The sequence below is a fragment of the Mesorhizobium sp. G2-6-1 genome (genome assembly GCF_055809095.1).
Genome location: NZ_CM147896.1, coordinates 3,016,220 through 3,038,165, shown reverse-complemented (window position 1 = coordinate 3,038,165; position 21,946 = coordinate 3,016,220). Strand labels below are relative to the sequence as shown.

At 55.7% G+C, this 21,946-nt stretch carries 22 protein-coding genes and 1 pseudogene; 3 read left to right on the top strand and 20 right to left on the bottom strand.

The annotated features are described in order from the left end of the window. Positions 1–33: 33 nt before the first annotated feature. The 3 genes from AC0L7S_RS14610 to AC0L7S_RS14600 form a co-directional block, all read right to left on the bottom strand. Complete coding sequence (locus AC0L7S_RS14610; protein ID WP_473471708.1) at positions 34–1,272, bottom strand: diaminopropionate ammonia-lyase; 1,239 nt, start codon at positions 1,270–1,272, stop codon at positions 34–36. 127 nt (positions 1,273–1,399) lie between these two features. Next, positions 1,400–2,431, bottom strand: a complete 1,032-nt coding sequence (locus AC0L7S_RS14605) for a zinc-binding dehydrogenase (protein WP_473471707.1) — start codon at positions 2,429–2,431, stop codon at positions 1,400–1,402. Between the two features lie 49 nt (positions 2,432–2,480). After that, on the bottom strand, positions 2,481–3,308 hold the full coding sequence (locus AC0L7S_RS14600; protein WP_473471706.1) for a putative hydro-lyase: 828 nt from the start codon (positions 3,306–3,308) through the stop codon (positions 2,481–2,483). Here AC0L7S_RS14600 and AC0L7S_RS14595 point away from each other — a divergent pair. Continuing rightward, positions 3,307–3,549 carry a hypothetical protein gene (locus AC0L7S_RS14595; protein ID WP_473471705.1) on the top strand — a complete coding sequence of 81 codons (243 nt, stop codon included), beginning with the start codon at positions 3,307–3,309 and terminating at the stop codon, positions 3,547–3,549. The genes AC0L7S_RS14600 and AC0L7S_RS14595 overlap by 2 nt on opposite strands. A gap of 21 nt (positions 3,550–3,570) precedes the next feature. On the opposite strand, the gene AC0L7S_RS14590 is transcribed toward AC0L7S_RS14595, so the two are convergent. From AC0L7S_RS14590 to AC0L7S_RS14570, 5 genes and pseudogenes are all read right to left on the bottom strand, one after another. Continuing rightward, on the bottom strand, positions 3,571–4,293 hold the full coding sequence (locus AC0L7S_RS14590; protein ID WP_473474309.1) for an ABC transporter ATP-binding protein: 723 nt from the start codon (positions 4,291–4,293) through the stop codon (positions 3,571–3,573). Continuing rightward, the gene (locus AC0L7S_RS14585) at positions 4,286–5,086 is read right to left on the bottom strand and encodes an ABC transporter ATP-binding protein (protein WP_473471704.1); all 801 of its coding nucleotides are present in this window, start codon (positions 5,084–5,086) and stop codon (positions 4,286–4,288) included. Before AC0L7S_RS14585 ends, AC0L7S_RS14590 begins: the two co-directional genes overlap by 8 nt. Further along, positions 5,083–6,126, bottom strand: a complete 1,044-nt coding sequence (locus tag AC0L7S_RS14580; protein ID WP_473471703.1) for a branched-chain amino acid ABC transporter permease — start codon at positions 6,124–6,126, stop codon at positions 5,083–5,085. Before AC0L7S_RS14580 ends, AC0L7S_RS14585 begins: the two co-directional genes overlap by 4 nt. Beyond that, a pseudogene (locus AC0L7S_RS14575) lies at positions 6,123–6,996 on the bottom strand (branched-chain amino acid ABC transporter permease). The gene AC0L7S_RS14580 and the pseudogene AC0L7S_RS14575 overlap by 4 nt, the downstream one beginning before the upstream one ends. 105 nt (positions 6,997–7,101) lie before the next feature. Next, a complete protein-coding gene (locus AC0L7S_RS14570) occupies positions 7,102–8,253 on the bottom strand; it encodes an ABC transporter substrate-binding protein (RefSeq protein WP_473471702.1) in 1,152 nt (383 codons plus the stop codon). Between the two features lie 208 nt (positions 8,254–8,461). Between AC0L7S_RS14570 and AC0L7S_RS14565 the strand changes: the two genes are divergently transcribed. Both AC0L7S_RS14565 and AC0L7S_RS14560 read left to right on the top strand, forming a co-directional pair. After that, the gene (locus AC0L7S_RS14565; protein ID WP_473471701.1) at positions 8,462–9,067 is read left to right on the top strand and encodes an AMP-binding protein; all 606 of its coding nucleotides are present in this window, start codon (positions 8,462–8,464) and stop codon (positions 9,065–9,067) included. A gap of 65 nt (positions 9,068–9,132) precedes the next feature. Continuing rightward, positions 9,133–10,068, top strand: coding sequence for an AMP-binding protein (locus AC0L7S_RS14560; RefSeq protein ID WP_473471700.1), 936 nt, complete (start codon positions 9,133–9,135; stop codon positions 10,066–10,068). Between the two features lie 35 nt (positions 10,069–10,103). Here AC0L7S_RS14560 and AC0L7S_RS14555 read toward each other — a convergent pair whose 3' ends face one another. The 12 genes from AC0L7S_RS14555 to AC0L7S_RS14500 form a co-directional block, all read right to left on the bottom strand. Continuing rightward, positions 10,104–10,802 (bottom strand): TetR/AcrR family transcriptional regulator, encoded by a 699-nt coding sequence (locus tag AC0L7S_RS14555; RefSeq protein ID WP_473471699.1) that lies wholly within the window; start codon positions 10,800–10,802, stop codon positions 10,104–10,106. Between the two features lie 280 nt (positions 10,803–11,082). Next, positions 11,083–12,327, bottom strand: coding sequence for an aldehyde dehydrogenase family protein (locus tag AC0L7S_RS14550; RefSeq protein WP_473474308.1), 1,245 nt, complete (start codon positions 12,325–12,327; stop codon positions 11,083–11,085). Then, positions 12,324–12,551, bottom strand: coding sequence for an aldehyde dehydrogenase family protein (locus AC0L7S_RS14545; protein WP_473471698.1), 228 nt, complete (start codon positions 12,549–12,551; stop codon positions 12,324–12,326). Before AC0L7S_RS14545 ends, AC0L7S_RS14550 begins: the two co-directional genes overlap by 4 nt. A gap of 98 nt (positions 12,552–12,649) precedes the next feature. Next, positions 12,650–13,231, bottom strand: a complete 582-nt coding sequence (locus AC0L7S_RS14540; protein WP_473471697.1) for a CoxG family protein — start codon at positions 13,229–13,231, stop codon at positions 12,650–12,652. A gap of 2 nt (positions 13,232–13,233) precedes the next feature. Continuing rightward, positions 13,234–13,581, bottom strand: coding sequence for a cupin domain-containing protein (locus AC0L7S_RS14535; RefSeq protein WP_473471696.1), 348 nt, complete (start codon positions 13,579–13,581; stop codon positions 13,234–13,236). A gap of 28 nt (positions 13,582–13,609) precedes the next feature. Further along, positions 13,610–15,244: a thiamine pyrophosphate-binding protein gene (locus AC0L7S_RS14530; RefSeq protein ID WP_473471695.1), complete on the bottom strand. Its 1,635-nt coding sequence runs from the start codon at positions 15,242–15,244 to the stop codon at positions 13,610–13,612. 209 nt (positions 15,245–15,453) lie between these two features. Continuing rightward, the gene (locus AC0L7S_RS14525; protein WP_473471694.1) at positions 15,454–16,242 is read right to left on the bottom strand and encodes an SDR family oxidoreductase; all 789 of its coding nucleotides are present in this window, start codon (positions 16,240–16,242) and stop codon (positions 15,454–15,456) included. Positions 16,243–16,252: 10 nt separating this feature from the next. After that, complete coding sequence (locus tag AC0L7S_RS14520; protein ID WP_473471693.1) at positions 16,253–18,619, bottom strand: xanthine dehydrogenase family protein molybdopterin-binding subunit; 2,367 nt, start codon at positions 18,617–18,619, stop codon at positions 16,253–16,255. Further along, the gene (locus AC0L7S_RS14515; protein ID WP_473471692.1) at positions 18,612–19,103 is read right to left on the bottom strand and encodes a (2Fe-2S)-binding protein; all 492 of its coding nucleotides are present in this window, start codon (positions 19,101–19,103) and stop codon (positions 18,612–18,614) included. Before AC0L7S_RS14515 ends, AC0L7S_RS14520 begins: the two co-directional genes overlap by 8 nt. Beyond that, the gene (locus AC0L7S_RS14510) at positions 19,100–19,969 is read right to left on the bottom strand and encodes an FAD binding domain-containing protein (protein ID WP_473471691.1); all 870 of its coding nucleotides are present in this window, start codon (positions 19,967–19,969) and stop codon (positions 19,100–19,102) included. Before AC0L7S_RS14510 ends, AC0L7S_RS14515 begins: the two co-directional genes overlap by 4 nt. 89 nt (positions 19,970–20,058) lie before the next feature. After that, positions 20,059–21,354, bottom strand: a complete 1,296-nt coding sequence (locus AC0L7S_RS14505; RefSeq protein WP_473471690.1) for a TRAP transporter large permease — start codon at positions 21,352–21,354, stop codon at positions 20,059–20,061. A gap of 17 nt (positions 21,355–21,371) precedes the next feature. Then, positions 21,372–21,902, bottom strand: coding sequence for a TRAP transporter small permease (locus AC0L7S_RS14500; RefSeq protein ID WP_473471689.1), 531 nt, complete (start codon positions 21,900–21,902; stop codon positions 21,372–21,374). Positions 21,903–21,946: the final 44 nt, after the last annotated feature.

Here is a 21,946-nt window from a genome sequence, read left to right as displayed (position 1 = left end):
CACGCTTACCCCCAACGCCGGCAACGACCGGCTTTACGAGGCCTGTCCGCCCTCATGCTCGCCAAGAGCAAGCTTGCGGTACTGTTCGGGGTCGGTCGCACCTTCGCAATTGATGACCAGAACCTTCGCCTGCTCGTCCATGCTAAATAGCTTGCGCACATCGGCATCGTCACAAATCGCAAGCACGCCAGCCATACCGGCTCCACCCGTCTCACCGGCGACGATCAACGGGTCGCCGTCCTGCGGCCGGGCAAAAAGGCGCATCGCTGCAACGGCGGCATCATCACTGATGCGAAGGAACCCGAACGCGCCAGATTCGATTGTCGGCCAGGCAAGGTATGAAACCGCCGCACACGACAGACCGCCCATTATGGTTTCAAGATCGCCGCCAATCATCGTCGATTTGCCGGCCATCGCACTGGCAAAAACGCAATCCGCTTTGAGCGGCTCGACGATGATGAACTTTGGTGCGCGATCGCCAAGCAACTGATGCAGCGACGAGATCATTGCCGCGGCCAGACCACCACAACCTGCCGTCAGCATCATATGGGTCGGTAAATCATCGCCCAATTGCGCAACGAATTCGCGGGCCATGACCGAATAGCCGGTCATGCACAAAGCGGGAATTTTGGTATAGTGCGCCGTGGCCGAGTCCGAAATCATCATTGCGCCAGCGGCGCTGCGGGCATCATTTTCTGCCGCCTCATAAGCCTCATCGTAAATGCCATCGACGCGGATGACCTGCGCACCTTCGTTGCGCAGCGCCTGTTCACGCCCGGCACTCACGCCATTTGGAATATAGATGCGCGCGGTGCAGCCCATACGGCGCGCCGCATTGGCGACAGAAAAGCCGTGATTGCCGTCGGTGGCGCAGACCAGGGCCACATCACCGAGATCATCGCGATACGCTCCACCCAGCAGATCGACATCGGAAACCTGATTGCCAAGACGCGAGGCAAGCAATTGGGAGACTTCGCTGACGCAGGCAAAGACTGCACCAAGCGCTTTGAAACTTGCCAGACCAAGGCGGCGACTTTCGTCCTTGCAATAAAGTGCGCCCAGCCCGAGCCGTTTTGCGGCGCCGGGCAGATGATGCAGCGGCGTTACCTCATAATCCGGCCATGCCGATAGACGGGTCTGGGCTTTCTGCAGATCCTCAACCGTGAAGCCGCTGAGCATTGCCAGGCGCGTCGACTGGATGTTCCGGTGAGCGTTGAGCAGCGCCGAGCCCTCGTAGCGGCCACTCAACTTCAAAACGTTCTTATCAGACATATTGCCTCCTTCACCTCACGCCAACATCCACTTTTTGAAGAAAGGAGACTAACAGCAACGAAACACGCCCATCACCTCACCCTCCCTCAATACGGCCAGACCCTAACTAACAACCCGCGTTCGCTTCTCAGTGCTCCGGTTCGAGAACGATTTTTCCGAACACGCTTCTGCTTTCGGCCAAACGATGTGCTTCGGCAGCATCCTTCAGCGGCAGTTTCGCACCTATGATCGGGCGAAGTTTCTTGGCCTCGAGCAGTTTCACGATGGTTGCCAGTTCATTTATCGTGCCATGATTGGAACCGATGATCGTCAATTGCTTGTGCCAGACATGGGCAACGTTCATGCTGACCCGATAGCCGGACGAGGCACCGCAGGTAACCAGTCGTCCAAAGCGCGTCAGGCTCATGACGCTGTCTTCCCAGACATCCGCGCCGATATGTTCAAATACCACGTCGACACCGCGCTTGCCGGTCAGACGCCGTACCTCCTCGCGAAAATTCATCTTCTTGTAATTGATCATGTGATCGGCACCCAGTTCGAGCCCCTTTTCACACTTCTCATCGGTGCTGGCAGTCCCGATCACCCGGAGACCATGCAACTTGGCGATCTGCAATGCGGCCAGCCCGATACCACTTCCGACAGCATGAATGAGGATATCCTCACCCGCCCGGATATTGGCGCGTGCCAATTTATGCCAGGCAGTCAGGAAGGTGATGTTGGTAGCGGCGCACTCGGCAAAGTCGAGGCCCTTGTAAAGCGGAATAAGGTTTTGCGAACGCACCGTGCAATATTGCGCGTATCCGCCCCAAAGAGCCGAGCCATAATATTTGTAGTTCAAGCAGACATTGGGCTCGCCCCCGCGGCAGGATTCGCAATGCCCGCAGCCGACCGTTGCATAAACCACCACCGGGTCGCCAATCTTGACGTTCGTGACTTCCGAGCCAATCTCGGCCACCTCCCCGGCGATATCGCCGCCCGGAATGTGCGGGAAACCCAAGTTTGGACGATACTCTCCCTTGCGTCCGATAATGTCGAACCAGTTGACCGATGTTGCGCGGACTTTGACGAGAACATCTGTGCGACCTAACGGAAGCGTATCAACGTCTTCATATTTGAGAACATCCGGCGAACCATATTCATGATAAAGAGCAGCCTTCACTGAAATAACCTCCACTTGAAAAATTGAAAACTTCCGTCGATGCCGCGCCTTAAATCGCGGCAACCGCCTCGGAAAGCTTGTCGGTAACGAACAGATGTCCGATCTTGTGCGTGATCATGAAGTCGATCTTCGATGCCAGAGCGACAGCTTGGGGCGTGCCGCCGCATCCCCAGAATACCGGCACATCGTCTTCAGCCATCTCGAACACACCCGTATCGAAATCGGTCTTGTTCAGATCGACGCCAATTTGCGACGGATCGCCTATATGGACCGGCGCGCCGTGGGTCGCAGGAAAACGTGAAGTCACCTGGATCGCGCGCACCAGTTGATCTCGTTTGACCGGTCGCATCGAAACGACCATCGGCCCGCCGAAGCGCCCCGCAGGAACGCAAGGCACATTGGTCGTGTAAACCGAGACAATCTTGTCTTCTTGCTGGTGGCGAAGCGGAATTCCTGCATTGAGCAATCCTTCCTCAAAGGAATAACTGCAACCGATCAGGAAGCCGACAAGATCATCACGCCAATAGTTGAGGACATCGGTCGGCTGGTCGATCAGTTTGCCTTCTTTATAAACGCTATAGCGCGGCAAATCGGTACGCAGGTCTGCATCAGCCCACTGGGTAACCATCGGGCTGCCGGGATCCGTCACCTCGATAATCGGGCAAGGTTTTGGATTGCGCCCGCAGAAAATCATGAACTCGAGGGCGACCTCCTTGGGAAGAATGATCAAATTGGCCTGGGCATAGCCACGTGCGAGCCCTTCGGTGCCGCCGCTCCAACGTCCGTCGCGAAATGCCGCCCGCAGTTCGCGAGGCGAAAGCCTCTCCAGTTCCTGCTTGGTGAGCGTATCTGCCGCTATTTTCGATACCGCCGTCATGATTGCTACCTCGCTCGAAATTCTATCCCATTCATTAAGTAATAAAGTACTTACTTATAATTCACGCGTCAACCCCGCCTTGGGCCGGTTACGAGAAAAAGCCGGATCGACAGCTCTGGCTCAATCGCTTGTTGCTGCTGACCCAGCACTGGAGAAAGCAATGTTTGAAGGGATCGGTTCAGCGCGCTTCAAACCGTCGCTTTCAGGCACGAATTCACGACATTCCGGTCAGGTGATTTAATCCGACTTGTTACGCCATCACTTACTCTTCGCCATCGCTCTCGACGCCGAGATAGGCGTGACGCACATGCGGATTCGCTATCAAATCCGCGCTGCTGCCCTTGAGTGTCACCTCTCCGGATTCCAAAAGAAACGAGTGGTCACACATTTCCAGCGCAGCATAGGCGTTCTGTTCGACCATCAAGACGGTAGTGCCTTGCCGATTGATCTCCGAGATATATTCGAAGGTCTTTTGCACGTTGTTTGGAGCCAGCCCCAGCGAGGGCTCGTCGAACAAGACGAGCTTCGGACGCGACATCAGTGCCCGACCGATCGCCAACATCTGTTGCTCGCCACCCGACAAAGTTCCACCAGCCTGGTCACGCCGCTCGCCAAGTATCGGGAAGCGGTCAAACATCGCATCCATGTCGTCGGCCATTTGCTTCCAGTCAGTGCGCAGATAACAGCCGATTTTCAGATTTTCCTGAACGGTCAAGTGAGGGAAAATCTTGCGCCCTTCCGGGCAATGGGCAATGCCCATCTCCAGAATACGGCGCGGCGATGCCTTCGTAATATCCTCGCCCAGAAATGTGATGGTGCCCCCAACCGGTGGCAGCAAGCCTGAAATAGCCCTCAACGTCGTGCTTTTGCCAGCGCCATTCGCTCCTATAAGGGTAACGAATTCGCCTTGTTGAACCTGCAAGGAAACCTTGTGCAGAACATTGATCGCGCCGTAGCGGCATTCGATGTTGTCGATTTCAAGCATTTTGTTGCGACCCATGTCCGAGATATGCCTGCACGACTTCAGGATTGTTTTGAACATCTGCGGGTATGCCATCGGCAATTATCTTGCCCTGGTTAAGCACGACAACGCGGTCTGAAACGCCCATCACCATGCGCATATTGTGCTCAACCAGCAAGATGGTGATCCCGCGCTCGCCGATCTTCTTCAACAGCTTGCGGAAATTTAGTGCCTCGGTCGGGTTCATCCCGCAAGCAGGTTCATCGAGTAAAAGAAGTGTCGGATTGGCGGCAATCGCAATGGCGATCTCAAGCAATCTCTGTTCGCCGTAAGGCAACGACCCGCCCAATTCTTCCGACCTGTGGTTGAGCCCGACGAAATCCAGGATCTGCCGAGATTGCTCCCGCAGTTGGGCTTCCTTGCGCCGAATATTCGGTAGATTAAGCAATGTTTGCCAACTGGAGGCCGCACCGGCCAGATGCAAACCGGTCAGGACGTTGTCGAGCGCCGTATCATTGCCGAAAACGCTGGTCTTTTGAAATGTTCTGACAAGCCCAGCTTCGGCGATTTGATGCGGCTTGAGGTCGTTTAGCCGGCGGCCATTATAGATAACCTCTCCGTCTGTTGCCGCAAGAAAACCGGAAATGACGTTGAACGCCGTCGTCTTGCCCGCACCATTCGGGCCGATCAAGCTGACGACCTCGCCCTTGTTTACGGAGAAGGTGACATCCGAAATGGCAACCAACCCACCAAAATGAACGGCCAGATTGTTGACGGATAGCACCGGCTGAGCAGCGGATTGGCTGGCCATACTCATCCCTTCTGCTCCGATACGCGTTTGTCGAGCGACGGTTTTGCTATGGAAGTCCCGTTGCGCTGTCTCTCAACCCACTTCTTCACCGCCGGGACAATGCCATGGGGAAGAAAGAAGACGATCAGGATCATCAACGCGCCGTAGAGAATCCACTGCACTTCCGGCAGCGTGTGGCCACGCAGGAACTCGGGCAGCAAGCCGAATATGATACCACCCACAATTGGCCCTGCCAGAGTGCCCTTACCACCCGATATGACCATTATGACCATCGTCACCGTGTAAATGAACAGGAACACGTCGGGATCGACAATGCGCACGTAATGCGCATAAAGCCCGCCTGCGCCTCCAGCAATTGCTGATGAAACGACAGCCGCCAACACCAGATAGCGCGTCACATCGATGCCGACGGATTTGGCCAGAGGCTCGTTTTCTCTCAATGCGGCCATGGCGCGTCCAAGCCGCGAGCGGACAATGCGCTGGATGATCAGGTAGGAAAGCAGCGCCGCAGCCAGCACGATATAGTAGACGGCGACCTTGCGTTGCAAAGGGCCATCCTCCAGCCATGGAATGCTGAAGGCCATCGACGGAATGTTGTTCAGCGCCATCGGACCTTCGGTTAAATCGACCCAATTTAGCGCAACGAGGCGCACCACTTCCGCGAAACTGATCGTCACGATGACGAAATAGGCGCCACGCACGCGAAACGACAGCTTGCCGACAAACCAGCCGCAAAGCCCGGCCACGACCACACCACTCAATATTGCAAGCCATACCGGCTGCCGCCCCAGGACAAAGGTGTAGCTGTCCGTGATCTTCAGATCGAAGCCAAGCGAGGCCAGTGCGCTGCAATAGGCACCGATGCCGAAAAATGCGACATGTCCGAGATTGAGTTGTCCGGTATATCCGAGCAACAGATTGAGGCTCATCGCGCCGATGGTGAATATACCCGTCATGATGAGAACGTGGAAGAAATACTGATCGCTCAGGACAAAGGGGATGCAGGCCAGACCAGCCAGGAACAGCCATTGCAAGGTCGCAGTCATCCGATACGCTCCGATCTGGCAAACAGGCCGGTTGGCTTGACCATGAGAACCAGGATGATGACCAGAAAGCCCATCGCATCGCGGTAGCCCGACGAGACGTAACCGGCACCGAATTCCTCCACGAGTGCGAGAATGAACCCTCCGATGGCGGCACCCTTCATATTGCCGAGGCCACCCAGAATGACGATCGCGAATGCCTTTAGAACGGCAAGGTTACCCATCGACGGCATGACGATGAAGATCGGCCCGAGAAGCGCGCCGGCCGCTGCCGCAAGCCCCGAACCCAGCGCGAAGGTGGCAAGGTAAATGACGTTGATGTTGATGCCCATCAATGCCGCTGTGTCGCGCTCTTGAAACGTGGCGCGCATCGCCATTCCAAGTCGCGTGCGCTGAATGAGCATTTGCGAGCCGACAATCAGCGCGATTGCGACGACGAACACAAAGATGCGCGACCATGCCACCAGAAACCAGTCCGATCGAAAGCGGCTCGCCGGGGAACGGTGTGGGAATGTTTTTGGCAACACCACTCCATACCAGTTGCTCGACATTTTGCATGATGATCCAGACACCGATCATCACCAGCATGGTGGTGTCGATGTCTGCGCCACGCAGCTTGCCCAAAAGGGTAAACTCTATAGCCGCGCCAAGCAGGATGCCCAGCACGATGGCAATGACAATTGCCAGCAAAAAATTCACGCCAAGAACAACGGAGAACAGATAAACCATATATGCGCCGAACGTGTAGAGCTCGCCATGAGCGAAATTCACCACACGCATAATGCCGAAAATGAATGTCAGACCTATTCCGAGAAGGGCATAGGTAGACCCCAAAACCATAGCATTGACGAGATGCTGTAATAGCTGTTCCAAAGCCGTGGGCTCCCTGTCGCGTCTTGACACAAAGTCATGAGTGCAGGCTCCAGAGTTCGGCAGAACTTCGGTGTGGAGACTGCACTCAAGATATTAAAAGGGCTGTTACAGCTCCGGCAGTACGAGACCGCCGTCCTTGACTTCAATGACGTAGACATTGGGGGAATTTTGACCGCTTTCGCTGCCTTCGACGCCCACTTTGTCGAACTTGATGTCTCCGTTCACGCCTTTGACATCGACCTGCCAAAGCGCATCGCGGATTGCCTTTCGGTCAGCCTTGCCTGCCTTTTCGATGGCAGCGGCGATCGCAGTGATCGCATCATAACCGCGGAAGCCGTCGGACAGGCCGGACTTGTCGTAACCATGTTCGTTCCACGCATCGATATAGAGCTTCGCGACATCCGGGTTGGCTGCGGCATCAGGAAACCACGGTGCGAAAAACAGAAGATGGAAGCTACCTTCAGCAGCGGAACCAAACTGTTCGGCCAGACGATCAGGAAACTGCGATCCTCCGGTCGTGATGATGCGCCGATCAAGGCTTTGAGCCTGAGCCTGCTTCAACACCAGACTGAGTTGCTCGAAACCGGTGGTAACGAACAGTGTATCGGCATCGGAAGATTTTATTTTTGCCAGTTGAGCCGAAATGTCCTGAGCTGCCGGGTCCATCGTCTCGACCAAGCCGGTCTCGATGCCCTGCTCGTTCAGCATCTTACCAAACTCAGCAGAAGCACCTAATCCCCAGTCGTTGTTCACGATCAGGAAGTCTGCTTTCTTGATTCCAAACTTGGCAACCGATGGCGCAAAAGCCTTGGCCTCCATTGCCGAGGTCGGCGCGATACGAAATACCCATGGGTTGCCGGCGCTGGTGATCTTGCTCGACGATGCCGTTTCAACGACCATCGGCACACCATATTCCTCAAGCTTTGGCATGACCGCCAGCGTGAAGGAAGACCCCCAGGCACCCACCATAGCCACGACCTCGTCGCGTGTTATCAGCTTTTCGGCTGCGGCTGCGGCTTCGCTCGGATTGCTCTTATTGTCTTCGGCGATCAATTCGACCTGCTCGCCCAGAAGACCGCCATTTGCGTTAATTGCCTCGACGGCAAGCTTCGCACCATCGGTGATGAAATTGCCGGACGCCGCCACCGATCCCGTCAATGGTTGATTGATTCCGATCTTGATGGGTTCTGCTAAAGCGCCGCTTGCCGAAAAGGCAAAGGCGAGCGCCAAGAGTGATGATTTCAGATGATTGGCCACTAACTTACTCCTCCCTAGAGTGCGTAAGTAATAAAATACTTACAAATCAGATTGTCAACACCGTTCATTCGAATTTGTGTATTTGCGGGCGAACTTGAACGTCGAAACAGCGCGTGCGTAGCGGCTTGACATCTCTTTGATGAAGCGGGCACTAACGGCGCGAACTGATCCATCCGCAACGTGATCATCCACTTCAGAGGTCGCACCATTGGAACCCAACTCTTACCGCCGCCATCTCGAACCGGGACCCGCCAATCATGTACCGCTGAGCCCGGTGTCATTTCTGGCGCGCTCGGCCGTGGCGTTCCCCAACAAGATCGCAGTGGTCGATGGCGACAGGCGTTTCACCTACCGCGAATTCCACCAACGCTGCCTGAAATTTGCCTCCGCACTCGAGAAGAGAGGGATCGGCGAAGGAGACACTGTGGCGATACTGGCTCCCAATGTTCCGGCACTTCTCGAAGCCCACTACGGGGCACCGCGCATTGGTGCCGTGCTCAACGCACTGAACACACGTCTGGATGCCGCAGCCATAGGGTTTTGCCTGCAACATGGCGAGGCGCGGTTGATACTGGTCGATGCCGAATATCGCGAGGTGATTATAGCTGCTCTCGCAACAATCGGCGCAGCGGTCCCCGTCATCATCATTGGCGGCGGGCACGACGATGAATACGAGGACTTTCTCGCCTCGGGTGACCCGGACGACATTGCCGCGACCATCACCGACGAGTGGTCGGCCATCACCCTTGGATACACCTCCGGCACAACGGGCGACCCCAAGGGGGTCGTCTGCCATCATCGGGGGCTTATCTGAATGCGCTCGGCAATGCGCTGGCCGCCCATCTGGACGAAAACTCCGTCTATCTTTGGACGCTGCCAATGTTCCATTGCAACGGGTGGAGCCACACCTGGGCCGTAACGGCAGTTGGCGCAACCCATGTCTGTTTGCGCAAAATCGATCCATCCACCATCTTTTCACTCATTGCGCGCGAGAAGGTTTCACATATGAGCGCCGCGCCGGTTGTGCTCAGCATGATGGCAAACACACAAGAGATCGCAAACCTCCATTTCGACCTGCCCGTCAACGTCCTGACGGGCGGTTCGGTGCCGCCGACAGCAGTTATGGAGGCGATCGAAAATGCAGGCTTCAATGTCATGCATATTTACGGGCTGACCGAATCCACCGGGCCGAGCCTGATATGCGAGTGGGATCAGGAATGGAACGCACTTCCACTCGAACAACGCATGAAGATCAATACGCGCCAAGGCGTCAATCTTGTCACCCTTGAAGGCGCAATCGTCGCTGATCCGGATACCTTCACCGAGGTTGACTGGAACGGTGAGACGATGGGCGAGATTTTGCTGCGCGGCAACACCGTGATGATGGGCTATCTCAAGAACCCGGCGGCTAGCGCCAAGGCCCTGGCTGGGGGCTGGTTTCATACCGGCGACCTCGCGGTTCGCCATCCAGATGGCTACATCGAGATCAAGGATCGCGCCAAAGACATCATCATCTCGGGTGGCGAGAACATATCCTCCGTCGAGATCGAGGAAATTCTCTACCGGCATCCAGCCATTCTCGAGGCTGCGGTGGTGTCGCGTCCAGACGAAAAATGGGGCGAACACCCCTGTGCTTTCGTCAACTTCAAGGAAGACGCTGTTCCCGTCAGCGCATCGGAATTGGCAGAATACTGCCGTGCCAATCTAGCCGGGTTCAAGGTTCCCAAAACATTCGTGTTTGGAACCTTGCCAAAAACCGCGACGGGTAAGATCCAGAAATATCTGCTGCGCAGTCAAGCGCTCAATATGGAATGACGTCCAACGTCACCCCGACGCAGATGCTACATACGTCATGCCCTGTCCCCTACCGGATCACACAGATAGCACATGATCACATCGAGGACATGGCGGCGACGATTGGCCAGCCACTCGGGATCGGTCAGATCGACCTGTAATGTCCACGACATCGTGAATTTGTTGGAGAGATGCACCCAGCACAGGGAGAATATCGTCAACCACAGTTGTACGGGATCTGGTTGACGCACGAAAACGCCAGATGCGTAACCTTTCTCCAGCAACGAGCGGACTGAACTCGACAGCCTCGTCGTCATCTTGGGCACCAGATCAGACTTCTTCAGATATTTTGCATGAAGAATATTCTCGTTCATGACAATATTGATAAGTTCGGGATTGTCGTGGAAATGGCTGAAGGTGAAGTCGATCAGACGTTCCAGGCCCTTTTTGGGGTCATCAACCTCGATATGCAGATCCTGCTCAGCCAGACGAATTGTCCGATACACCTCTTCAATGACAGCGATATACAATTGCTCCTTGTCATTGAAATAGTGATACAATAACCGCATATTCGCCTTCGCGGTCTTGGCGATCGTATCGACCCTGGCACCGCTGAAGCCCTTGGTTGCAAACTCAACGACTGCCGCGTCCAGAATGCGCTTCTTGGTAGCGACGGGATCACGCGGAATATAGGAATGTTTGCGGCCAGCATTGCCTACCGTTTTCTTTGCTTTTGCCGCTGGCGCATCGCTCATGATCTTCTCCTAAACAGGTTGGCGTCGCTATATCGCAGTAAGTTTGCAATCAAGTGTAATTGCTAACAAAACGCATGAAGCGAACCCTTACTTAGCGGCTTTGAGAAAATGCTTCAACAGAGCCGGTCGAGGCCTGATATCTGGAACGGAAAATGGGACAGCCAGGACGAAGATACCCACAATAACAGCGGTGTCCGTCAACGAATGCTGGAGGCCGGTAGCCGGGCATTGCGCGGGGCTTTGCGCAAAAAATCCCGCAAAAAGTACGGGCTCCTCCCGCTCAGTACCAACCCAGACCTGCCCCGTCATTTTGCCAACGGGTCTTTTGCTTGGTATCCAAAAACTCCTCCAGCCCCCATCGACCGAGTTCGCGGCCCATGCCGCTTTTCTTCACCCCGCCCCACGGCGCCTGCACTACCACGAGTTGATTGCAATTCTGCCAGACCACACCGGCATCCAGCTTGTCAGCGACACGCTCGGCACGCGTCTTGTCGGCGGAAAGAACGGCTCCCGCCAACCCGTAAGGCGTATCGTTGGCCAGTCTGACGGCTTCATCCTCGTCCTTGAATGTCATTACGGACATGACGGGTCCAAATATCTCCTCATTCCAGATCGTCATATCGGGGCGCACATCGGTGAAGATGGTAGGCTCGATGAAATATCCCGTATTCAACCCCTGCGGGCGGTTGCCTCCTGTCAACAGGGTCGCGCCTTCCTTGCGGCCTGCCTCGATATATCCGGTGACCTTTTCATATTGCATCTTGTTGATGAGCGGTCCCATCTGCACATTCTTGTTGGCACCATCGCCAACTCTTATGCGCTCGGCAAATGCCTTCAGCCTGACAAGAAATTCGCTTGCGCAATTTTCGTGCAGGAGAACCCGTGCGGTAGCACTACATACCTGCCCCTGATTGACGAAAACGCCGAAGCCCGCCCATTCCACTGCATGGTCAAGGTCCACATCGTCAAAAATAAGGATGGAACTTTTTCCGCCAAGTTCAAGGCCGACACGCTTGAGATCGCGTGCCGCCATTGCCATTATCCTGCTGCCCGTGCGGGTGCTACCCGTGAAAGAAATCTTGTCTATCTCTGGATCGAGCACCAACGCTTCGCCCGCTTCAGCACCAAGCCCGGTCACGATGTTCAGCACTCCAACTGGCAATCCCGCCTCAAGCGCGATCTCTCCCAGCTTTAGCGGCGTCACATTGGTGAATTCAGATGGCTTGACGACACAAGTGCAGCCAGCGGCAAGCGCGGCAGCTACTTTCCATGTCACCTGCCCCAAGGGAAAGTTCCATGGCGTTATCATGCCTATGACACCAACGGGGCGGTAGGTAACGCTGGTGCGCAAGCCACCATCGGGCAGCTTTACCTGTTCCTCGCCTCTCGCACCCAACTCTTCGGCAAGTTCCGCAAAATAGTCAAAAATGACTGCCGCTGTTTCGATTGCAAAATCGGATTCTGCCGCCGGCTTTCCGGCATCCATGGTTTCATCAGCAGCCAATTCCTGTTTGCGCGTTCTTATGCCCTTGGCGATACCTCTGAGAACCTTGCCTCGTTGTTGCCCCGTGCTGTATCTCCAGCCCCCTCAAAGGCCGCGCGCGCAGCCGCCGCAGCCATTGCAATTTCGGTCGCGCCACCGGCCGGTACATTCGCAAACACCTCTTCGGTGGCAGGGTTGACGCAATCGATGGTTTTGCCAGATGTCGCATCAACCCAATCCCCACCGATCAACATTTTCATCTTCATTTATCATCTCCCTGAAGGGGTATCTGGATTCGTGCGAAAAATAACTGAGCAAACGTCGCAAGCCGGGTGCGGTGCATCTAGGGTCTTGACCCTAACGTTTATTTCGAACCGAATGGCCGCTTTAAACCACTTACGACCCGACGTTTGATGGACGTGGAAATAGCCTGGCCCGCATCGAACCTGTCATTCGTCTTCTCGTTATCATCGGCGGGCTCGTCGGCATTTCCGCCATATAGTTTCGACAGTTTTCGTTCGAGATTTTCGCCAAACTGCTGTGTCAGGCTTTGGCTGATGTCATTGACGATGCCGGTTCGCCCGACTTGCGCCAGAGGGCCACTCAATGTGAAGTCCGCCTTGACGTCGATGACGGCACCGGCATCATCCGCTGAAACCTGATAGCGCATTGCCCCCTTGGCGCGCGACCCGCCTCGCCGGTCGACGCCCTTGCCCTCTATGGTCGCACTTCTCGTTTCCTCTTCAAGGGTCATCGTGCCTTCACCATTGAGCTTGGCGCTCAACGGTCCGACCTTTAGCGAGAAGGATGCTACATAAACGCCATCGTCGCGCTGCTCGATCAATTCCAGTCCCGGAACACAGTTTGCCACCGCGGCCACATCCGACATGAACGTCCAGACCTGATCCGGGCTTCGCGCGATATATACCTTCTGGGTGACTTCCATAGCTATTCGGCCTTTTGACTTTGATCTACCGTGATGACCAGGCTGACATTCTCGCCTTCACCTTCGTTGAGCGTGTAATGCGGGTCCTTGGGGTCAAACAGGACACTTTCACCTTCATGGAGGGTGAAGCGCTCCGAGCCCGTATCGAATGTCAGCTCGCCCTTGACGATATAAAATACCTGCGCCCAATTGTCGTGATGATGCATTTCTCCACCGCCGCCCTTGGGGACGGTCGACACTTGAACCGCGAAATTGCGCCCCTCGAATGGGACGATGTTCCAGACGTGCAGACCACCAAAATGAGCGGGCGGGATAAAGGGTTCGCTATCTTTCTTGTTCCAACGTTTCATGCCGTTCTCCTGCGCGTTGTCATGCTGTTCAATGGGAAATGAAGTCCATGTAGGGGCTAAGAACACTTGCCACCGGCACCTGGACAATTTGCGGTTTGCCTGACGCGATTGCCGCCTTCACGGCATTCCCAACCTCTTCAACGGTACGCGCCAGCGTGCCGCCACCGCCGAGCCCTTCAGCCACTTTCACCCAGTCGCGTCTCGGCAAATCCATCTCGTAAACGGTGCCGTAAGACATCTTCTGCGGAAGGGCGATCGCTCCCCACATTTCATCGTCGAGAACGACGACGACAATTGGCCGGTCGTGGCGTTCTGCGGTGTCGAGTTCGGTAACCGCATAACCCACCGCGCCATCTCCAACGAACACGATCACTGGTGCATCAGGGTCGGCAAATTTTGCGCCGACACCATAGGGCAGTTCCGCGCCGAGGGCTCCCGACTGCCCGGCACGCAGATAGCGCCCAGGGGTCTTGAAGCGTAACCGTGCATCCGCCCAGAAATCGATATTGCCATGTGAAGACACGTAAATCGTGTTTTCAGGAGCTGCGTTAAATACAGCGTCGATCACCGCAACCGGGTGCATGGCATTGCCTTTGCTATCACCAAGCTGTGCGTCTCGTTCGCGGTTCCAGTCGCCAACGATTTCACTCACCCAATCCGCATCGACATCCATTGCCACTTCGCCTGCCATCGCCTCAATGGCACTTGACGGCATTGCCTGGATGGCAAGTGTTGCGGCGCGATTGCGGCCAAGGAGTTCTGGATCCGAGGCAATCTGGATGATCTGGGCTTGCGGGTTGACCCCGTCTCCAAAGCCCAGATCGAATTCGAAATGATGCCCCAGAAGGAAAATGCTGTCTGCTTCCGCCAGTGACCGGCGCAGCGCGCCATTGCAAGCGATATAGGCAGGACCAGCCCAGAGCCGGTGGTTTTCATCGGCGCTGCCTCGACCAAGGCGCATGGTGGCAAATGGCATGCCGTGGCGTTCTATGACTTGCATGAGTTTGGGTGCCTGTTCCCAAAACAACTCGTCGCCGAGGATGAAAAGCGGGCGCCGTACCTTCTTCATCGCGTTTGACAATTGCACGCCATCTGCCGCTGCGAGATGGGGCAGCGAGGGCCTTGCAATGCTATTGGAAGATGTTTCTTGACTTGCCATGGCTGACAGCACGTCCACCGGAACCTCCAGCAGAACCGGTCCGGGGCGACCAGCCCACATTTTTCGCCAGGCGATATCGAGATATTCCTGGATACGATTCACGTCAAGAACCCGAGCCGACCACTTGGTGACGCTCGAGAATATCGGGTGCGGGTCCCAGGACATGCCGGCCCCGCGCTCCATGGCCGCAAGCGGGGCCTGGGCCGCGATGATCAGGAGCGGCGTCCCCGCCATGATGGAAACCAGCGCCGGTGTCACGGCATTGGTCGCGCCGGGGCCCAGGGTCACGGCGGCAACGGCGGGCTTGCCGGTCACGCGCGCCGACGCTTCCGCCATGAAACACGCGGCCGCTTCATGGCGGGTATGAACCAACGGCAAGTCAAGGGCTGAACAGGCATGATAGATCGGGTTAAGCGGCCCGCCGGACACCGAAAACACGGTTTCCACGCCGGCGCGTTTAAACCATTCCACCATGGCCATGCCGCCGTCATACTGATTTTTCATTGTCGAACTCTCCTTGAATTGCCAGCACGCTCTAGTGTGGTGGATTTGCAGTTCGTTACATTTGATTTCGAGGTCTCCGACACGAACTTCAAATCCTGAAACCGCACTAGAATCATAAGTTTGCTCGTGTCCTTATCGAAACCGAAATTCGTACAGCGCCACTCGAATAATGATGCGAATTTCGGATTCGGGACACTAGGTAGGCCGCATCAATAGGCGCGTGATTTTCCACCATCGATCGCGATGGCCTGGCCTGTCAGGTAAGACGCCTTACCTGACGCAAGCATTGCAACCATCGCGCCGAAATCTTCCGGGCTGCCTGCGCATCCCATTGGAACCTCGTCCAGCCAAACCTTTTCAGCCTCACGCCGGTTGAGGTCTTGTTGTTCCATCGTCGCAACAATCAGGTCTTCCATGCGATCAGTGGCGATGGGGCCAGGACACACGCAATTCACCAGGATGCCGTCGCGTGCCAGCTCATGCGATAGCGACTTGGCCACACCGAGCACCCCGAGGCGCAGAGCGTCGGATAAAACCATATCCGGTTGCACGATCTTGGTGCCGACAGTGGTGATAAAAATAATGCGCCCGCCCCCTGCCTTGTGCAGATGCGGCACTGAGGTGCGCGACAGTTGCACCATGGCAAACAGTGTTTCGTCTGCGGCGCCTTTCCACTCTTCAAGCGTGATATCAAGAAAACGGCCGGATTTCGGACCACCGGTATTGCCGATAACGATATCCAGACCGCCAAAACGCTCCGCCACCTCGCCAACCCCTTGTTCGATGGCAGAGGGATTGGACAAGTCCATCGAGACAGCACAGACATCCGGCGCGCCGGCTTCACGAAGTTCGTCGAGCATATCGGCAAGTTTCTTGGCATCGCGACTGGCAACAGCCACCCGCGCGCCCTCACCAGCCAATGCCAGCGCCGACTGACGCCCAAGACCGCGCGAGGCCGCAGTAACCAGGGCACGCTTGTTCTTTAAGCCAAGATCCATCCTGCACTCCTCAATTGGCGCTCGCGCCGCGTTCTTTACTTCGGGCTATTTCGATCAGATCCCAGACGGCATTGGCCCCAAGCGGGGTTTGAGCAACGGGGACTCCCAGCGCATGCGACACCGCATTTGCGATCGCCGCCGCAGGCCCGATTGCCCCACCCTCGCCCATGCCCTTGCTGCCAAGGGGCGTAAGCGGCGTCGGCGTCTCGAAATGAAAAGTCTCAATATCCGGGATTTCAGGTGCCGTCGGCATCAGATAGTCGGCAAAATTCGCAGTGAGCGGCTGACATTCCTCGTCATAGATAAAATGCTCAAGAAGGGCCGAGCCAATCCCTTGAGCAACGCCGCCAGTGATCTGGCCATCGACGATCATCGGATTGATCACGGTTCCGCAATCTTCAACGACGAAGTAGCGGCGCAAATTCATCTTGCCCGTATCCATGTCGATTTCGACTACGACGCTGTGAACGGCATTTGAATAGGTGCCATCCGGCGGGCCGTCGCACACCGCATGCGCTTCAAGGCCAGGCGAAAAGCCCGAGGGTGCCATGGAAAGGTTTCGCTGGGCAGCGCGGGCAAGCTTGCTGACGGCAACCGAACGCTCCGCATCGGTCGCCAGGAATGCGCGGCCATCACGCAAAACGATCTCATGATTGCCAGCGTTAAGCACTTCTCCGGCGATAGCCTTGAGCTTCTGCGCGATCTCGACGGATGCCAGATGCACCGCACCGCCGCCAAGTGCAATTCCACGGCTGCCCCAGGTGCCGACAGAATAAGGGGTCGACTGGGTATCGCCATGCCTAACACGCACATCGGATGGCGACACGCCAAGAGCATCGGCAGATATCTGCGCCAATGTCGTCTCATGGCCCTGACCATGGCTCTGCATTCCGGTTACAACCAACACCTTGCCATCGGGCATCATCTCGACACGAGCGCTTTCGTAGCCGGTTTCAATCGGCCCTCGACGGCGGGTAAAATCCGGTGTCCCATGCGCCGATTGTTCGATGAAACACGCAACTCCCACACCGATACGTTTCCGGTTCGAATTGGTGAGGTTTTTCGCCTCCACCAAATCTTTTTCCAGCAGTTCCCGGGTCTTTTCCAGACACGCAGCATAGCTACCTTCATCATAGGTAAAACCAAGAACGTTCTTGTAGGGGAACGAGCGGATAATATTGCGCAACCGAAGTTCGATCGGGTCGATGCCCAACTCGACGGCAATGTCATCCATCAAGCGTTCCTGCGAGAAAACGGCAGAAGGTCGAGCGACACCGCGGTAGGTCCCGGTCGGGCATTTATTGGTGGCGATGCCGCGAAACGTCGCTTCATATGCGCCAAAGTCATAGGGTCCGGGCAAAACCTTGGCGGCCATTCCCGGATCGCTTCCTGCGGTGAACGGCCATGTCGAATAGGCACCGCAATCAACGCTGATATCAGCCTTGAGACCGAGCAATCGACCATTGGCGTCGAGATAGGCTTCAAGCGTGTGTTCATGCTCACGAGCATGAATGCTGGCCAGCAGATGTTCACGCCGGTCTTCGATCCACTTGACCGGCCTGCCAGTCTTGATGGCGAGCCAGGCAACGAGAACCTCCTCGACAAAAACCTGTCCCTTGACGCCAAAGCCGCCGCCAACCTCCGGTGCAACAACGCGCAACCTGTTCTCCGGCCAGTCAAGCTGCTCGGCCAGGAATGTGCGCAACAGATGTGGAATCTGCGTCGAAGACCAAACCGTCAGCGTTTCATCGGTCTTGTCATACTCGGCAACCACACCGCGGCATTCCATCGGATTGCCGCCCTGCCTGTGAGTGCGATAGGTGCGCTTTACCACATGAACGGCAGCAGCCTTGGCTGCTTTCAAATCGCCTCCCATCATCTGGCGCTCAACGAAGCGGTTGTCTTTCCAGTCTTCAAACATGAGAGGCGCACCATCTGCCAACGCGACCTTCATGTTGGAAAGAACCGGCAAAGGCTCGTAATCGACGAAGACCAGTTCGGCGATATCTTCCGCCCGGTACGGATCGTCAGCCAGAATTGCGGCTACCGGTTCACCGACGAACCGGACCTTGCCTTTGGCCAGAACTGGCTGGGTTGATTTCTGGAACTCGTCAAAATCCTGGTTTGCCGTCACGCCGAGATCACCGGTGTCGGTGCCGGTGAAAACAAAAATCTCCCCCGCTTCGTCAAGCGCAGCTTCAGTATCGATTTCCAGAATTTCAGCGTGAGCGACCTGCGCACGGACCAGCGCCATGTGCAGCATTCCCGGACGCCTGATGTCGTCAATATAGCGCGCGCGACCAGAGAGAAGGCGCGGGTCTTCGAGCCGCGAGACGCGTGCGCCAACGCTTTTGGGGTTATCTGCGCGGTCACTCATTTCCCGCCTCCATGCCGTCCTTGATGGCCCGACGCACAGCGGCAATGATGCCGGTATAACCGGTGCATCGGCATATGTTTCCTGAAATCGCGCTGCGGATCTCGTCGTCCTTCGGCATGGATTTGTTCTGGATCGCCGTTTCCACATAAGGCTCAAGCAACATCAGGAAGCCGGGAGTACAGTAGCCGCATTGCAATCCATGTTCTGCGATGAACGCTTTTTGCAACGGATGATCCGCACCGGCTCCGCCAAGACCCTCGGTCGTCTTTATCTCTGCCCCGTTGCACTGTGCGGCAAATGTCAGGCACGACAATTGCGGGCGACCGTTGATCTGTACGGTGCAGCAGCCGCAGGCACCATGCGCACAACCAATATGTACGCCGGACAATTCCAGATCTTGGCGCAAGACATCTGCAAGCAGCCGCCTCGGCTCAACGTCGAGCGTGTGCGGTTTGCCGTTGACGTGAAAATGTATGGTGCTCATTTCATTTCACCTGCACGCAGGCACGCGGTTGCAACAGCGCGTTCAGTGAGAACCGACACAAGATGCCTGCGGTATGTCGAAGTCGCCCGGATATCGGATGGCGGCTCTATTGCAGCGGCGAGCGCGCTTCCAATCATTTGCGCGTCCGGCTTGTCGAGAGACATGCCTACAAGCCGGTCTTCAATTTCCCCGCTTCGTATCGGCACCGACGAGGCACCTGCGCAAACAATGCGTGCTTCAGCGATTTTGCCCTCCTCAGCACGAACAAGTGCCCCCACGGCAACGATTGCAAAATCACCATGACGCTCCGAAATTTCGAAAAACGCACCAGCGAAATTCTCAACTGCCGATGGAACTTCGAAGGCAACGATCATTTCAGCCGCGTCAAGCGCAGTCGTGAACGCACCTTTGAAGAACTCCGAAGCCGCTATGCGCCTCTCACCATCCCTACCGGCGACAACAACCACGCCGTCATGCAGTACGGCTAACAAGACGAGTTCGGCAGTCGGGTCGGCATGCGCCAGACTGCCGCCAAAACTCCCTCTATTGCGGATAGTCGGATGCGCAATGTGCGATGCAGCTTCCCGATAGAGTGGCAGCCTGGCCGCGATTATCGGATCATCAAGCAACTGGTGATGACGCACGAGCGCACCGATACGAATTGCACCTTCTACGTTCTCGATCTTGTCGAGGCCAAGTTCATTGATATCGATGAGATGTTCAGGCCGAGCCAGCCTCAGGTTCATCATCGGAACCAGACTATAGCCACCTGCGAGAAGCCGCGCTTCATCGCCTAGATCTGCAAGAAGCTCGACGGCCTTATGTGGACTGTCGGCGACGTGATATTCGAACTGGGCTGCTCTCATCTAACGACTCATCATAACCGCGAACAAATCTGCGCCAGCATTGTCGGGTTCCCGAAACGGCACGCAGGCGAATAACTTGGCAAACTGCATCACTTCATCATGCTCGGCAGCCACAATACGATCTGCGGAAAGAGCATCATCAGCCCCATCACAAGGATATTGATCCCCACATAGGGCATGGCCGCCTTGTAGATATCCATGATGGTCGTCTCCGGGGGCGCAATGCCTTTCATAACGAAAAGCGACAGCCCGAACGGAGGCGACAGGGTTGCCAGTTCAAGGTTCAGAAGCATGATCGCACCAAACCAGATCGGGTCGAGGCCAAGTGCTGTAACGATCGGCATGAATACCGGAATGGTAACCAGGAGAATGGACGTCTGCTCAAGAAACATGCCCATGAAAAACACCACGAGCTGCATGAAGATCAGAAGCACGATAGGGTGAACGTCCAGCCCGAGAGCGAGATTTGTTATCCCGGATGTGACCCCGATGAACGCGAGAACCTGACTGAACGCAGCCGAACCCGTCAGGATCACAAACACCATGACGGTGATGGACGTTGCAGAACCGACCGCGCTCTTCACGATCTTCCAGTTAAGTTTCCGGTAGAGCCCAGCCAGGATGAAGCAAAGTAAGGTGCCAACAGCCGCAGCTTCCGTCGGCGTCGCAATACCGGCAAACAGCGTTCCGATGACCACGACAATTACGGATAGAAGCGGCACGACATACAAGAAGAGATCCTTCATGCGCTTGCCAAGCGGCGCAGGCTCGACCTCATAGGGTGGCGCCAGAGACGGATTGATTGTGCAGCGAATGACAACGTAGGCTGCATACGATAATGCCAGCAGCAATCCCGGCAAGATGATGCCGACCAAAAGCTTGCCCACCGAAAACTTGCCGAGGCTTGCCAGCACCACACCTAGCGCACTTGGCGGAATCATGATGGCCAAGGAGCCGCTGGCGAGTATCGGCCCCAATGTCATGGAATTTGAATACCCACGCTTTTTCATTTCCGGCGCGAGCGTTGAACCCAGCATCGCAACGCTGCCCATCGCCACGCCGGTCAGCGTCGCAAGAAGGGCACCTGCCCCGATAGCCAGCAGAGAAAGACGCCCTGCTATGCGGCCAAGCCAGTCATCCAGCACATCGATCATCTTGAATGCGACGCCGGAATGAAACATCACCGTTCCCATGAGGATGAACATGGGAACCGGCACCAGAACGAACGTATTTACAGAGCTGTCAATGGATAAAATAAGCTGCCCAAGCCCAATTGAACCTCCCCAGAACAGGTAAACGCCAACAACATTGACGAGCATGAAAGCAAAGGCCACAGGCATGCCGGTCAAGAGGAGGAGTGCCAGCCCTCCGAAGAAAAAGATCATATAGTTCCACCACTCCATTATACGACACCCTCAAGGTTGCCTTTGGAAGTCGGGGCACCCGATTTGGCCGCAGAAATGGCTCGACGCAAAAATTGTATGAAAAGCAAAAAGCAACCGACCGGAATAATGAATAAATTTAGAGCGCGTGGTATTTCCAATTCCGATGCAACAAGAATTCCTCTATTCATCGAATAAATTACTTCTTTTGTTCCGTACACGAACACAATGAAACAGACGATAGCGCATATTATTGATGTTATTATTGTTAGTATCCTCATCGCATTCGGCGACAGACGGCTGAACACAATATCTATCGATACATGCTCTTCTCTGTGAAGAACCCAGGCGGCACCCAGAAATGTTATGTAAAGCAAAAGGGAACCACTGATCTGATCGACACCAATCCAGCCAATGCCGAGGATGTAGCGCATGAACACCTTGACGCACACAATGGTCATGATTGTTATCATGAGCACGCCCGCCAGAACGCCGCTGGACAAAAGCAAAAGGTCAAAAACGCGTGCTATTCTTTGCAATTTTGACGTCATGCCCAAGGCGCTCCTGTTGTTTTATCTGCTAACAATCAGAAAAT